Below are 14,248 nucleotides of genomic sequence, written 5' to 3' on the forward strand. Positions count from 1 at the left end.
GTGTCGGCGGGGGCACGGGGACGGACAGCGCCCTGAGACCCACTCAGCCGCCGTTCGCGGGAATCCTCTCGGCCTCCGTGCCGCTGTTCGACCTGCAGGCCATTGACGCACGGCGCACGGCGCGGGAGGCCCAGCGCGCCGCGGCGTGGTCGCTCGCGGAGACGCGGCGTCAGCTCAGCGGCGCGCTCGCCCGGGCGCTGGTGCAGGTGGCCGCGCAGGAGCGACTGGCCGAGGTCAACCGCGTCAACCTGCGCACCGCGCTGGAGCGGCTCGCCCTCGCGCAGCGTCGGTTGGATTTGGGCGCGGGCACCCGGTTGGACGTGGTGCGCGTGAAGCAGGACGCCGAGTCCGCGCGCGCCCTCGTCGTGTTGGGTGACGAGAATCTGCGACAGGCGCGCGAGGCGCTCGGGCTCGCACTCGGGTTGCCGCAGGCGGTGGGCCTGGCGAAGGGCGTGCGCGTGGACGAACTGCTCCAGAGCGCGCGGAAGGACTGCCGCCAGCTTCCAGAACTGGAGGGGCGCTCGGACCTGGCGGCGGCGCGCTCGCGCTTCAGGGTGGCGCAGCGGCAGGTCAGCTCGGTGAAGGCGCAGTACGCGCCCTCGATATCGCTGACGAGCACGACCATTGCCCTCACCGTGGAGGAAGACTTCGTCAACGTGCCCATCTGGAACATCGGAGCCAGCCTGCTCTTGCCCTTCTGGGACGGCGGGGCACGCGAGGGACTGCTGCGACAGTCCCGCGCGGAGGCGGAGGTCGCGCGCCAGCAGGTGGTTCAACTGGAGCGCTCCGTCACGGTGGAAGTCACCCAGGCGCGGCGTGGCGTGAAGGTCTCCCAGGCCTCGCGGGACATCTCGTCGCAGGAGCGGGTACTGGCCGAGGAGAACGACAGGCTCACCCGACGCAGTTTCGAGGTGGGCACGGGCACCAGCCTGGAGCTCATCCAGACAGCGGCGGCGCTGCGACAGGCGGAGCTGGCGCTGGTGGTGCGCGAGTTCCAGCTGGAGCAGGCGCGCGTCGAGGCATTCCTTGCGGAGGCGGCATGCGACTGGTGAGGAGATGGGGCGCGGGGTGCGCGGTGGCGCTGGCGCTGGCGGGGTGCAAGGGCTCGAAGGAGGGAGACGCCCCCCAGGGCGGGCAGGCCGGCGCGGGGACGGCCCTGTCCGTGCAGACGCTGGCGCTGTCGCCCGGCGAGGTGCAGGAGGCGGGCGAGTACGTGGGCACGCTCATCTCCCGCAGCAGCATCTCCCTGTATCCCCAGGTCGCCGGCTACGTGCAGGCGATTCCGGTGCGCCCCGGCTCTCGTGCGCAGCGCAACGAGGTGCTGCTGGTGGTGGACCCGCGCAGGGAGCAGGCGGGGCTGCGCGCCACCCAGGCCCAGCGCGCGTCGGCGCTGGCGCAGCGCGAGTTCGCCCGGCGCACCCGGGAGCGCAGCGCGCAGCTGCTCAAGGAAGGGCTCCAGAGCCGCCAGGACTATGACCAGGCGGTGGCGCAGGCGCAGCAGGCGGAGGCGAGCGCGCGGGCGATTGAAGCGCAAATCCAGTCGCAGCGCGTGCAGCTCGGCTTCTACGAGGTGAGCGCGCCCTTCGCGGGCGTGGTGGGAGACATCCCGGTGAAGGTGGGCGACTACGTCACGCCGCAGACGCGGCTCACCTCGCTGGACCAGAGCAAGGTGCTGGAGCTGTCCGTGCAGGTGCCGGTGGACCGCGCCCAGCGCGTGCAGGTGGGGAAGACTCCGCTGGAGGTGCTGGACACGGAAGGCAAGGTGCTGGTGTCCGCGCCCGCCTTCTTCGTGGCGCCCACGCCCGCCGCGACGACGCAGTTGGTGGAGGTGAAGGCCGCCTTCGAGAACACGGGCAGGCTGCGCGCGGGGCAACTGGTGCGCGCGCGCGTGGTGTACGCATCGCGCGAGGCGCTCACCGTGCCCACCGTCGCGGTGACGCAAATCAGCAGCCAGTCCTTCGTGTACCTGGTGGGCTCGGCCGACGGAGGCACCGTCGCGCAGCGCACGCCACTGGACGTGGGAGAAGTCACGGGCAACGACTACGAGGTGACGGGAGGGCTGGACGCCGGGGCCCAGGTGGTGGTGACGGGGTTGCAGTTGCTGCGCGATGGCCAGCCCATCAAACCCACGCCCGCGAAGCCCGAGGGCCAGGGTGTGGGCGGCGCCTCCGACGCGGGCCAGTGAGAGGACGGCATGTTCACTGACTTCTTCATCCGCAGGCCCATCTTCGCCAGCGTGCTGTCCATCCTCATCACGCTGACGGGGGCCATCAGCATCCCCTCGCTGCCCATCGAGCAGTACCCGGACCTGTCGCTGCCGGAAGTGCAGGTGACGGCGACGTACATCGGCGCGTCGGCGGAGACGGTGGAGAGCGCCGTGACGACGGTGCTGGAGCGCCAGCTCAACGGCGTCCAGGGGATGCGCTACATCTCCTCCACCAGCAGCAACACGGGGCAGAGCAGCATCACCGTGACGTTCGACCAGGACCGGGACTTGGACATCGCGGCGGTGGACGTACAGAACCGCGTGGCCACCGCGTCGCCGCAGCTCCCCGCCGCCGTCAACGCGCTGGGCATCACCGTCAACAAGGCGCAGACGCAGCTGCTCATGGCCTTTGGCCTGTTCGACGCGGAGAACCGCTACGACACGGGCTTCCTGAGCAACTACGCGGACGTCTACATCCGCGACGCGCTCCTGCGCGTAAAGGGCGTGGGCGATGTGCGCATCTTCGGCGAGCGGCGCTTCGCGATGCGGCTGTGGCTGGACCCGACGGAGCTGGCGCGGCGCAGGCTGCAGGCCTCCGACGTGGTGGCGGCGCTGAGCACGCAGAACGTGCAGGTGGGCGCCGGACAGGTGGGCCAGGAGCCGGCGCCTCCGGGGCAGAACTTCCAGTTCACGTTGCAGGTGCAGGGGCAGCTCGCCACGGCGGAGCAGTTCGGGGCCATCGTGGTGCAGCGTGGCCAGGATGGCTCGCTGGTGCGGGTGCGGGACGTGGGCCGGGTGGAGCTGGGCGCGGAGAACTACGCGCAGTTGCTGCGCTTCAACGGCCGGGACGCCGTGGGCCTGGGCATCTTCCAGCTCCCGGGCTCCAACGCGCTGGAGGTGCGCGACGGCGTCGTCGCGGAGCTCAACCGCCTGCAGAAGAGCTTCCCCCCGGGCATGAAGTACGAGGCCGCCTTCGACACCACCGTCGCGGTGCAGGCGTCGATTGAAGAGGTGCTCGTCACGCTGGGCGAGGCGGTGCTCCTCGTCGTGCTGGTCATCTTCATCTTCCTGCACGGCTGGCGCAGCGTGCTGGTGGTCGCCACCACGCTGCCGGTGTCACTGATTGGCACCTTCCTCTTCGTCAGCGCGTTCGGCTTCTCGCTCAACACCCTCACCCTCTTCGGCCTCACGCTGGCCACGGGTCTGGTGGTCGACGACGCCATCGTCGTCATCGAGAACGTGGAGCGCACCATGGAGGAGGGCTACTCGCCGCGCGAGGCCACGCAGCGGGGCATGCGGCAGGTGGCCGGCGCCGTGGTGGCCATCGCCCTGGTGCTGTCCGCGGTGTTCGTCCCGGTGTCCTTCTTCCCGGGCACCACCGGCTCCATCTACCGCCAGTTCGCGCTCACCCTCGCCTTCTCCATCAGCCTCTCCGCGCTGGTGGCGCTGACGCTCTCCCCCGCCCTGTGCGCCCGGCTGCTGCGGCCTCAAGAGGGCCAGAAGTGGCTGGCGTTCCGCAAGTTCGACAAGGGCATGGACCGCTTCCGCGACAGCTATGGCCGGCTCCTGGAGAAGCTCATCGGCCCGCTGAAGTGGCCGGTGGTCATCGTGTTCGCGTTGTGCCTCGTCGGGACCGTGCTGGTGTACCGGGCCACGCCCTCCGGCTTCATCCCGGACGAGGACCAGGGCTACATCATCGTCGCCGTGCAGGGCCCGGAGGGCACGTCGCTCGACTACACGCGGCGGGTGCTGCTCCAGACGGAGGACGTGCTGAAGAAGCAGCCCGAAGTGGTGGACATCTTCACCGTGGGCGGCTTCTCGCTCCTGGGCACCGGCGCCAACTACGGCACCCTCTTCGTCAACCTGAAGCCCTGGGACGAGCGCAAGACGCGCGAGGAGAGCGTGGCGGGCCTGGTGGAGCGGCTGCGCGGTCCGCTCATCGGCATTGGCGGCGCGCGCGTGCTGCCCTTCCAGCCTCCGGCCATCCGAGGCGTGGGCAGCGTGGGCGGCTTCGAGTTCGTCCTGGAGGACCAGCTGGGCGGACGCTCCCTGTCGGACCTGGCGAAGACGACGGAGGCGCTGGTGGGCAAGGCCAACCAGGCCCCGGTGCTGCGCGGGGTGTTCTCCTCCTTCACCGCCAACACGCCGCTGCTCGATATCCAGGTGGACCGGGAGAAGGCGCTGTCGCTCGGCGTGCCGTTGGACTCGCTCTTCTCCACGCTCCAGGTGTACCTGGGCAGCCAGTACGTCAACGACTTCACCTTCTCCAGCCGCGTGTATCGCGTGTACGTGCAGGCGGCGATGCCCTTCCGCAGCGAGCCCAGGGACATTGGCGCGCTCTATGTGCGCTCGGCGGGCGGGGACATGGTGCCGCTGGAGGCCCTGGTGCGAATCAAGCCCATCACCAGCGCGCAGAACATCCAGCACTACAACCTGTATCGCTCCGCGGAATTGAACGGGCAGGCGGCCCCGGGCTCCAGCAGCGGCGCGGCGCTGGAGGCCATGGAGGGCGCGGCGCGCGAGGTGCTGCCGGAGGGGTACACCTACGAGTGGACGGGCCTGTCGCTGGAGCAGAAGGAGGCGGGTGGGCGCGTGCTCCTCATCTTCGGACTCGGTATCGTGTTCGTGTTCCTGGTCCTCTCCGCGCAGTATGAGAGCTTCGCGCTGCCCTTCGTCATCCTCCTCGGGGTGCCGGTGGCCATGCTGGGTGCGCTCGGGTTCCAGAACCTGCGCGGCCTGCAGAACGACGTCTTCTGCCAGGTGGGGCTTGTGATGCTCGTCGGACTCTCCAGCAAGAACGCCATCCTCATCGTCGAGTTCGCCGAGCAGCTGCGTCACGAGGGAAGGAGCGTGATGGACTCCGCGACCGAGTCCGCGCGCACGCGCCTGCGTCCCATCCTGATGACGTCGTTCGCCTTCCTCATGGGCGTGGTGCCGCTGGTGCTCGCCTCGGGCGCGGGCGCGGCGGCGCGCAAGTCCCTGGGGACCACCGTGTTCGGCGGCATGTTGCTGTCGACCTTCGTCAACCTCATCTTCATCCCCGTGCTGTACGCGGTGGTGGAGTCCACGCGCTCCCGACTCCTCAAGCGGCACGAACACGCACGGCCCGATGGCGGAGGAACACCACCGCCCAACGAGCCGCCGCGTCCGCAGCCGGCCTGAGCCACGTGGCGGGGCCGATACGACCCAATATCCCAAGCCGGAGGGTTCGCTATCCTCCGGCGATTCATGGCCCGCTCCATGCCCCTCGACGTCCAGCGTCGTCGGCTGTACGCGCTCAAGCGCGCTCCCGCATTGCGGCACACCAGCAACACCGTCCTCCTCCAGATGTTGGATGTGGCCTGGGATGTCACCTGGGCCAAGGACACGGTGCTGTGCGAGGAAGGCCAGGAGGCCCACGGCTTCTTCCTGCTGCTCGAAGGAGAGCTGGAGGCACACCGTGACGGCGAATTGCTGCTGACACTGCGTCCTGGAACCCCACTCGGGTTCGAGGCGCTGATGGGCGGCCACTACTCCGTCACCGCGCGCGCGGCGACCGCCTGCAAGGGCCTCTTCTTTCCACGCGATGGCGTGTGGACGCTCGTCCAGGCACGCGCGGGGCTGAGGCAGGACCTGAAGCGACTGCTGGCTCACGCGGAGCCACCGAAGCAGGAGGACCCGCTGCCGCAGGTGGAGGTGGTGACGTTCGCGAGCGAGGTGCGGGACACGCCGCTGTCCGAGCTCATCGAGCTGGTGGCCAAGGTCATCACCCACGACTTCAAGGACCGGGTGTTGCTGGTGCGCACGGCGGAGTCGGGCTCGGACGAGCTGCCGGTGAAGGGCGCGGACGGAGTGCTGCGCGCCACGGTGCCGGCGTCCGAACCAGGGGCGCCGGGACGCCTGAGCGTGGCGCGCCTGCGGGAGCTGGCCCGGGAGCACGACCCGCATTACGTCTTCCTGGACGGCTGTCAGGTGACGGGCAGCGCGCCGCTCGTGGACAAGCACGTGCTCCTGGTGACACACCATGAGAACACCCGGGTGCCGCGCCCTGGAAAGGACCGCGTGCTGCCCACGGTGGTCATCGACCCGAGACATCCGACGCGGGAAGCCGAGCTGCGAGGCCGACCCCATGAAGGCCCCCGCGCGGACGCGCATGTCCTGCCGCCCTGTCGCCTGCGGATGGACCTGCGACGACTGGCGACGCTGAAGGTGGACGCAAGGCCGTTGACGGAGGTGGGCCTGAGCCCCGCGGAGCGGGACGCGCTATCACGCTGGGCCCGGGCCATCACCCACCGTCGCGTGGGACTGGCGCTCAGCGGCGGCGGAGTGTGGGGCTTCTACCATGTCCACATCCTGCGCTGGCTGGTGGAGCACCGCGTGCCGGTGGACTTCATCAGCAGCTCCAGCATGGGCTCGCTGGTGGGGGCCTACTTCTGCGGCACCGCGCTGGATGGCCACAGCGGCCTGGAGGGCCTGCACCGCCTGGAGGAGCGGGCCATGAGCCACCGGCTGTCGCTGGCGGCGATGGCGGCGGTCTTCACCACGTACTCGCTGGAGCACCTGGTGACGCAAGATTTGGGAGCCGTGGGGCTGGAGGAGCTGCCCATCCGCTTCCTCCCGGTGGCGACGGACCTGACGAGCGGCGAGTGCGTGGCGCTGGAGCGCGGCCCCGTGGCACGGGGAGTGCGCGCGAGTGGCTCGGCGCCCGGACTCTGGGCGCCCACGCTGGTGCCTCCCGCACGCTACGTGGACGGAGCCTTCACCAGCATGGTGCCCGCGAGCGTGTTGGTGAGCGCGGGCGCGGACCTGGTGTTCTCCAGCAACATCTTTCCCTTCGGCCTGCGTGAAACAGCCTGGATGCCGGAGAGCCGGGTGGGCCGATTCCTCGCGGGTCTCAATCCTGTATCGAGGGCGCTGGACCTTGTTGCCAGCGGTGTGTTGCTGTTGCATCGCAGCGGTGACGCGGAGAGCTTGATGGCGGACGTGAGTTACGACATCCAGTCAGCGGACACTCCGCTGAGAACGGCGATGGAGTTCACCAAGGCGCGAGACATCCTGAAGCGCGCCGCGTCGGATGAAGCGCTGGCCTGGAAGCTCACGGAGCTGCGCGCCCACTGGGAGCAGATGCGCCTGCACTGCGGTCCCCACGGGCGGCGCTGTGGAGGACAGCAGGCGGCATGATTCCCGTGCGAATCCTGGGAACGGCGAGCCTGCAACCCGGCCCGGCCGTGACGACCGAGGAGCTGTGCGCGCGCGTGGGCCGTGACGCGACGGAGGTGCTGCGCAAGACGGGCATCCGCTCGCGGCACTTCGCGCCACCGGGGACGAAGGCGGCGGACGTCGCGGCCGAGGCACTCCACGGCGCGCTGGTCGCCGCGGGACTGGAGGCGAAGGCGCTGCGGCGCATCTTCTGCGTCTCGTCCATGGGCGGGGATGTCACCACGCCCGCCACCGCGAACCGGGTGGCCGCGGCGCTGGGCCTGTCGGGGAGCTGCGACGCGATGGACCTGAGCAACGCGTGCATGGGCTTCCTGAGCGCGTTCGACCTCGCGGCGCGCTCGGTGGCGACGGGGCTGGGGCCGGTGGGCGTCGTCTCGGTGGAGCTGCTGTCGCGCACGACGACGCCAGACGACCCCAGGCCCTACCTGGTGCTGGGAGACGCCGCCGCCGCCGCGGTGCTCGGGGCCGGACGGCCTGGGGAAGGCGTGCTGGGCGTGGCGCTGGGCAACGACGGCTCGCTGCCGACGGACGTGGTGCTGGAGAACCCGCACGCGACGGGCAAGCCGGAGCGGATGCGCTTCCTGACGCCCAGCAAGGAGATGACGCGCGTGGCGCTGGACGCGCTGCTGCGCGCCGCGCGCACGGTGTTGGAGGAAGCCCAGGTGGCCCTGCGCGACGTGGAGTGGGTGCTGACACACCAGCCCAACGGGCGGATGCTGGAGGTCGTCCTGGATGCGATGGGCGTGGAGGCGGCGCGCGGGGTGCGCGTCGTGGACACGGTGGGCAGCGTGGGCTCCGCGTCGCTGCCCACGAGCCTGGACCGCCTGTGGCGCACGCGGCCGGTGAAGGCCGGGGACCGCGTCCTGATGGTGGGCGTGGGCGCGGGCGTGGCGCACGGCGCGGTGCTGTACCGGGTGGGAGGATGACGCGCGCCGGTGGGCTGCCTCTCGCCGCGTGGCTGGGCGCCTTCGGGTGGCTGCGGCGCTACCACCGCTACGAGGTGGTGAACCTGGAGCCGCTCTTGCGTCCTGGCGCCAAGCTCATCGTCGGCTACCACGGGCGCCCCCTCGCGGTGGACCTCTGCATGTTGACGGTGACGTTGCATGAGCACCTGGGCTACCTGCCACACGGCGTGGCGCACGGCGCCTTCGAGCGCATCCCCGGGATGCGCGCGGTGGTGGACGGGCTGGGCTTCGTCACCGGAGATGACCCCCGGCTGGCGGAGGCGGTGGCGCGAGGCGAGCACGTGCTGTTGCAACCTGGAGGCACGCGCGAGGGATGTCGCAGCTACCGGCATCGCTACCAGGTGAGCTGGGGCGAGCGGCTGGGCTACCTGCGGCTGGCGGTGCGTTACCGGCTGCCCATCGTCCCCGTGGGAGGCAGCGGCATGGATGACGCATACCTGGGCCTCAATGACGGGTACGCGCTGGGCAGACGCATGGGGATGCCGGCGCGGCTGCCGCTGTGGCTGGGCCTGGGCGCGACGGGGGTGTGGCCGCTGTCGCTGCCCTTTCCCGTGAAGATGACGCAGTGGGTGGGGGAGCCGCTGACGCGTCATCTGGAGCCGGGCTTCGACGCGGGCAAGCGAGAGTCGATGTTGGCAGCACACCAGGAAGTGGCGGGCGCCGTGCAGGCGCTCTTGGACCGGGCACGCGGCCGGCGGCCCGAGGCGATGGACTGAGCGAGGCAGGGAAGGCAGAGGGGCGATGAGCGACTCGGAGGAGGAGAGAGGCAAGGGAGAGCGACCATGGGCGCTCATCCTGGGGGCCTCTTCGGGCACCGGCGCGGCGATTGCCAACGCGGTGGCGCGCAAGCCGGGGCTGGATGTGTTTGGAGTCCACCGGGGCCGCTACGTGGACAACGCGGCGCTGGTGGAACGTCAGGTGAAGGAGGCCGGACGACGCGCGCTGCTGTGGCAGGCGGACGCGTCCACGCCCGAGGCGGCGGAGGCGGGTGTGCAGGCCTTGCGCGAGGTGGCGGGGCCGCGCTCGGTGAAGCTCTTCGTCCACTCGATTGCAGGCGCATCGGTGGGGCGGTTCCTGTCGGAGGGCGAGGACCGGCTCCACGCGCGGCGCATGCGCAGGACGTTCGACACGATGGCGCACTCGTTCGTGTACTGGGCGCAGGCGCTGGTGGCCGAGGACATGCTTGCGCCGGACGCGCGGCTCCTGGGGTTGCAGAACTCGCTGGACGAGACGCACCTGTCGAACACGGCGCTCATCAGCGCGTCGAAGGCGGCGCTGGAGATGTACGTGCGTTATCTGGCGATGGAGCTGGGCGGCAAGGGGCACCGGGTGAACCTGCTCAAGTTCGGCACGGTGCTCACGCCCGCGCTGAAACACGTGTACTCACCCGAGGCCCTGGTGCGACTGGAGGCGGCCCACGCGCGCATGAATCCCGCGGGACGCATGTGCACGGTGGAGGAGGTGGCGAACTTCGTCGGCGTGCTCACCGGTGACGAGGCGGGCTGGTTCAACGGCGCCACCATCGACTTCACCGGCGGCATGACGCTGCGTCTGTTGGACCTGGTGCTCAACCCGTGACGGGAACCACCGCGAGCTTCGGCATCCGGAAGCGCAGGCAGTAGAAGAACGGCGACACCTGTTCCTCCAGCACGTCCGTCGCGCGGGAGGGCAAGAGCTCCCGGGGACAGTGCGCGTCGCGCGTGTAGAACGTTATCGCTCGGAACGCGGCGCGCTGGAGGAGCGAGGGTCGGTGGGCCGCGTCCAGCTGCTCGTCCACCACCACCACCGGCGTGCCCGGCTTCGCCACGCGCGCCAGCTCTCGCAGTCCCGCGGCCGGGTCTCGATAGCCGCCAATTCCTCCCACGCTCAGCACCCGGTCGAACATGCCCGAGGGAAACGGCAGCGAGTGCCCGTCCGCCATCATCAACCGCACGCCCGGGTAGCTCCCCTTGCGCAGCCGATGCTGGCAGCGGCCCAGCATCCCCTCGCTCAGGTCCACGCCCCAGACCTGGACCTCCTGTCCCGCGCCCAGCTCGCGACGGATGAGCGGCAGGTTCGCTCCGGCGCCCACGCCCACCTCCAGGATGCGAAGGGGCGCTCCATCGTCCGACGAGGGGGGCAAGGCGCCCAGCTCCAGGCGCCGGATGTAGCCCGCGCGCATCTTCGACTCGGTGACGGACTGGAGCAGCGGCGTCAGCACCTTCGTCAGCGGGTCATGCAGCGCCGGCAGCCCGTCGTAGATGACGCGCATCAGCCGGTCCGTGCCGCGCACCGACTCCTCGCGATACAGCCGCGCGAGTCCGCGCTTCACCGGCCACGCCTCACCGCACCCTCCGCAGCGCAGCCAGCCCCACGACAGGCGGCCTTCCTCCTGCTGGCCGTGGAACACCAGTGTCCCGGCGCAGGCCGGGCAGGCCAGCAACGCGACGTCCCCTGCTTCCAATCCGCTACGCACCCGGACTTTGTAGCACCCTCGCCCGGGCCAGGTCGTCCTGCGCGCCCATGTGTTCGAAGCGCTCCAGTGCGCGTGTCAGGTGCGGACGTCTCGCCGGGTCCTCGGGCGGCAGGTGCCGCGCCAGCTCGAACCGCGCGCGAGCCTCCTCGTACGCCGTCTCCTTCGCCGTCGACATGGCGACACACTCGCGCCACGCCTCGTACGCGCGAGGCGCGTCACCCGACAGCCACGCCTCCAACCCGCGCCACAGCTTCGCCGCGGGCTGCGCGAAGAGGAACACCTTGGCGAAGCTCTCCACCGCGCGGCACGCCGCCCGCGCGTTCTCCAGCAGCGACACGTCGCGGCCCCCCTCGAGTTCCCAGAGGGTGAGCAGCACCTCCGCCACCGCCGTGACGGGGAAGTAGATGAAGTGCGCCACCGACTTTCCGGCCACCAGCTTCGCCAGGGCCTTCTCCGCCGCCACCCGCGCGCCGGCCAGGTCTCCCTCGCGCAGCCGCAGGAGCGCCAGCGAGCCATCCAGGATGATGCGGTCGGTGAGGCCGCCCTGCGCCTCCGTCCAGACCACCGTCTGCTCCAGGGCCGCGCGAGAGCGCGCGTGCTCCCCCAGGCGCAGATGGATGTACCCCTGGTAGTGCAGCGCCCAGTGCTGCGTCTGGAGCGCCCCGCGCCGCCGCGCCGAGTGCTCCAGCCAGTCCATCAGCGGCAGGCCCCGGTGGAACTTCCCCTGGTAGCAGGACACCACCGTGAGGAGCGCGCGGCACTCCTCCGCGAGCCGCAGGTCACCCACCGAGTCGACGATGCCGATGGCCCGCTCCAGCCACGCCTCCGCCTCCGCCCACCGCGCCATGTACGTCGAGTACACGGCGTTGCGACACAGCACGTAGGCCAGGTCCGCGGGGTTGCCCATGCGCTCGGCCACCTCGCGCGCCCGCCCCACCCACGCCTCCGCCACCGGACGCACCGGCACCGTGCCCGCCACCACCGCCATGTTGGTGTAGCCGCGCGCCAGCTCCGACGACGCGCCCGCGGGCTCACACAGGTTGAGCATGCGCAGGCCCGCCCAGAGCACGGGCAGCGCCTCCTGCCCGTAGATGAACGCGTCGGTCAGCCGCATCAACAAGCGGCCAGCGACGCGACGCACCCGCCGCCGCTCCTCCGTCTCCACGTCGTACGCGTCCGGCCGCGCGCTCTGCGCCAGCCGCAGGCCCACCTGCACCAGCGTGCCCAGGGCCCAGCCCATGCGCGTGGTGGGCACCGGCCAGCCGAAGTGCCGCAGCGCCCGCTCCGCGTGTCCCCGGAACGCGGCCAGCTCGCCCAACTGGAAGCGCGCCTCGGCCAGCAGCGCCTCCAGGTGGCCCAGGTGCAGCGCGTCGCGCGCGGGCACCCGCTCCAGCGCACGCGCGAGGAAGGGCAGCGCCTCGCGACAGGCACCCACCCGCAGGGCCTCTTCACCGGCGCGCTGCGCGTACTCGGCCTCGCGCGTCGAGTCGCCCGCCTCGCCCCAGTGGTAGCAGAGCGCCGCCGTCCGCTCCGAGCCATCGCGGTGCGCCGCCTCCATCGCCTCCGCCACCCGGCGGTGCAACAGCGGGCGCTCCGCCGCGGCCAACTCCTCCAGCACGCCCTCGCGCAGCTTGTCGTGCGCGAAGCGCCAGTGTCCGTCCGCCACGTCCAGCACCGCCGCCGCCGCGCAGTACGACAGCCAGCGCTCCACATCCACGCCGGGCGCCGCGTGCCTCAAGAGCGCCACGTCCACCTGTCGCCCGACGATGGCGGCCACGCGCAGCAGGTCCCGCGAGCTGGCGGACACCTTCTCCAGGCGCCGCCGCACCAGCCGTCGCACGCCGCCCGCGAAGACGCGCTCCGGCAGCGGCATGTCGCCCAGCCGGTCCAACCCGCCCGCCTCCTCCGCCAGCGCTCTCGCCACCTCCACCAGGAAGAACGGGTTGCCCTCCGTCTCGCGGCGCAACAGCTCCACCAGGTGCGGCCGCCCACCGGCCGGGCCAATCATCGACTCGCTGAGGACGGCGATTTCGCCCGCGTCCAGCCGGGGCAGCCGCAGCACGTCCAGGCCTGGAAGCTGCGTGGGCAGCGTGGGCGCCTCGTCGTCGCGGAAGCTGCCCAGGAGCAGCAACGGCAACCCCGTGGCGCGAGCGGCGAGCCGAGACAGCAACAGCAGCGACTCCCCGTGGGCCCAGTGCAAATCCTCCAGGAGCACCACCGTGGGCTGCGTCAGCCGGGAGAAGATGTCCTCCACCACTTGCAGCAGGCGCGCCTGCGCCATCTCCGCGCCCAGCTCCGCGGGGTCCGGCACGGCGCGCCCCAGGATGAGCTCCAGGTCCGGCACCAGCGGCTTGAGGATGCTGGCCTCGCGGTCATCCAACGGCGTGAGGATGGACAGCCAGCGCAGCACCGGGCGCCACTCCTGATACGGACTGCCGCCCGCCGCCACCGCCTGGCCGCGCAACACCACCGCGCCGCGCACCAGCGCCAGGGGCCGCAGCTCGTCGAGCAGGCGCGACTTGCCCACCCCGCTCTCTCCACCCACCAGCAGCCCGCCGCCATGCCCCAGCAGCGCCGCGTCCAGCACGGAGGACAACAGCGACAGCTCGCGCGCGCGGCCCACGTAGCGCGCGGCCTGCAGGAAGCTCTCGCGCGTGGTGACGGACTCCGCGGGCACCGGGCGATGGGTGGCCGCGCACAGCGCAGCAATCACCTCGTCCGCGCTGCGAGGCCGCCGCCGCGAGTCCTTGGAGACCAGGCGCTCCAGCACCTCGTGCAGCGCCTCCGGGAAGTCCGGGGGCGCCGGCGGGGCCTTCCCGTCGAAGGGCAGCCGTCCGAAAATCATCTGGCACGCCATGGCGCCCACGCTGAAGAGGTCCGTCACCTCCGAGGGAGGCTGGTCCTCGAACAGCTCCGGCGCCAGATAGCCTGGCGTGCCGCCCGGCTGCGCGCGGTGCACCTGCTCGCGTCCCACGGCGAGCCCGAAGTCGAGCACCTTCACCTGCCCACGCGCCACCAGCACGTTGGCGGGCTTGAGGTCGCGGTGGATGATGCCTCGGCGGTGCAGGTACGCGAGCGCCTGGAGCGTCTGCACCAGCAGGTCCACCTGCACGTCGAGCGGCTGATTCACGCCCGCCTGCACCAGGTGCCGCGCATCCTCCAGCAGGTCCATGGCCAGGTACGGCCGGTGCTCGGCGTCGAAGCCGTAGTCGAGCACGCTGATGACGTGGGGATGTCTCACCGACGCCAGCGTCTGGAACTCGTGGGCCAGCGACAGCGCCAGCTCATGGCGCGCGGCGGAGGACGGGGTGTTCTCGCCCACGGGCGGCTTCACCAGGTCTTCCACCGTCTTGTGCAGCCGCTTGATGGCGACCGGGCCGTTCAGCAAGTCCTGCGCGCGCCACACCGTGCCCGCCCCGCCCC

9 protein-coding genes are annotated in these 14,248 nt (G+C 71.2%); 7 read left to right on the forward strand and 2 right to left on the reverse strand.

Translation table 11 applies throughout. The annotated features are described in order from the left end of the window. From HR086_RS36410 to HR086_RS36440, 7 genes are all read left to right on the forward strand, one after another. The coding region (locus HR086_RS36410; RefSeq protein ID WP_174467922.1) for a TolC family protein at window positions 1–1,052 on the forward strand (1,052 nt) is incomplete at its 5' end. Further along, window positions 1,040–2,185: an efflux RND transporter periplasmic adaptor subunit gene (locus HR086_RS36415; RefSeq protein ID WP_174467923.1), complete on the forward strand. Its 1,146-nt coding sequence runs from the start codon at window positions 1,040–1,042 to the stop codon at window positions 2,183–2,185. The genes HR086_RS36410 and HR086_RS36415, both read left to right, overlap by 13 nt. Window positions 2,186–2,194: 9 nt before the next feature. Next, a complete protein-coding gene (locus tag HR086_RS36420) occupies window positions 2,195–5,368 on the forward strand; it encodes an efflux RND transporter permease subunit (protein WP_174467924.1) in 3,174 nt (1,057 codons plus the stop codon). 78 nt (window positions 5,369–5,446) lie between these two features. Beyond that, window positions 5,447–7,366: a patatin-like phospholipase family protein gene (locus tag HR086_RS36425; protein WP_141645845.1), complete on the forward strand. Its 1,920-nt coding sequence runs from the start codon at window positions 5,447–5,449 to the stop codon at window positions 7,364–7,366. After that, window positions 7,363–8,331: a 3-oxoacyl-ACP synthase III family protein gene (locus HR086_RS36430; RefSeq protein ID WP_141645846.1), complete on the forward strand. Its 969-nt coding sequence runs from the start codon at window positions 7,363–7,365 to the stop codon at window positions 8,329–8,331. Before HR086_RS36425 ends, HR086_RS36430 begins: the two co-directional genes overlap by 4 nt. Beyond that, window positions 8,328–9,086 carry a lysophospholipid acyltransferase family protein gene (locus HR086_RS36435; protein ID WP_174458186.1) on the forward strand — a complete coding sequence of 253 codons (759 nt, stop codon included), beginning with the start codon at window positions 8,328–8,330 and terminating at the stop codon, window positions 9,084–9,086. Before HR086_RS36430 ends, HR086_RS36435 begins: the two co-directional genes overlap by 4 nt. 25 nt (window positions 9,087–9,111) lie before the next feature. Next, the gene (locus HR086_RS36440) at window positions 9,112–9,948 is read left to right on the forward strand and encodes an SDR family oxidoreductase (RefSeq protein WP_141645848.1); all 837 of its coding nucleotides are present in this window, start codon (window positions 9,112–9,114) and stop codon (window positions 9,946–9,948) included. Here HR086_RS36440 and HR086_RS36445 read toward each other — a convergent pair. Then, window positions 9,938–10,825, reverse strand: a complete 888-nt coding sequence (locus HR086_RS36445; RefSeq protein WP_371745644.1) for a methyltransferase domain-containing protein — start codon at window positions 10,823–10,825, stop codon at window positions 9,938–9,940. The genes HR086_RS36440 and HR086_RS36445 overlap by 11 nt on opposite strands. After that, window positions 10,818–14,248: serine/threonine-protein kinase PknK (locus HR086_RS36450; RefSeq protein ID WP_174467925.1), on the reverse strand; the 3,431-nt coding region annotated here is incomplete at its 5' end. The genes HR086_RS36450 and HR086_RS36445, both read right to left, overlap by 8 nt.

It is taken from the genome of Myxococcus sp. CA039A (assembly GCF_013336645.1).
In the GTDB taxonomy this organism is placed as follows: Bacteria; Myxococcota; Myxococcia; order Myxococcales; family Myxococcaceae; genus Myxococcus; species Myxococcus llanfairpwllgwyngyllgogerychwyrndrobwllllantysiliogogogochensis.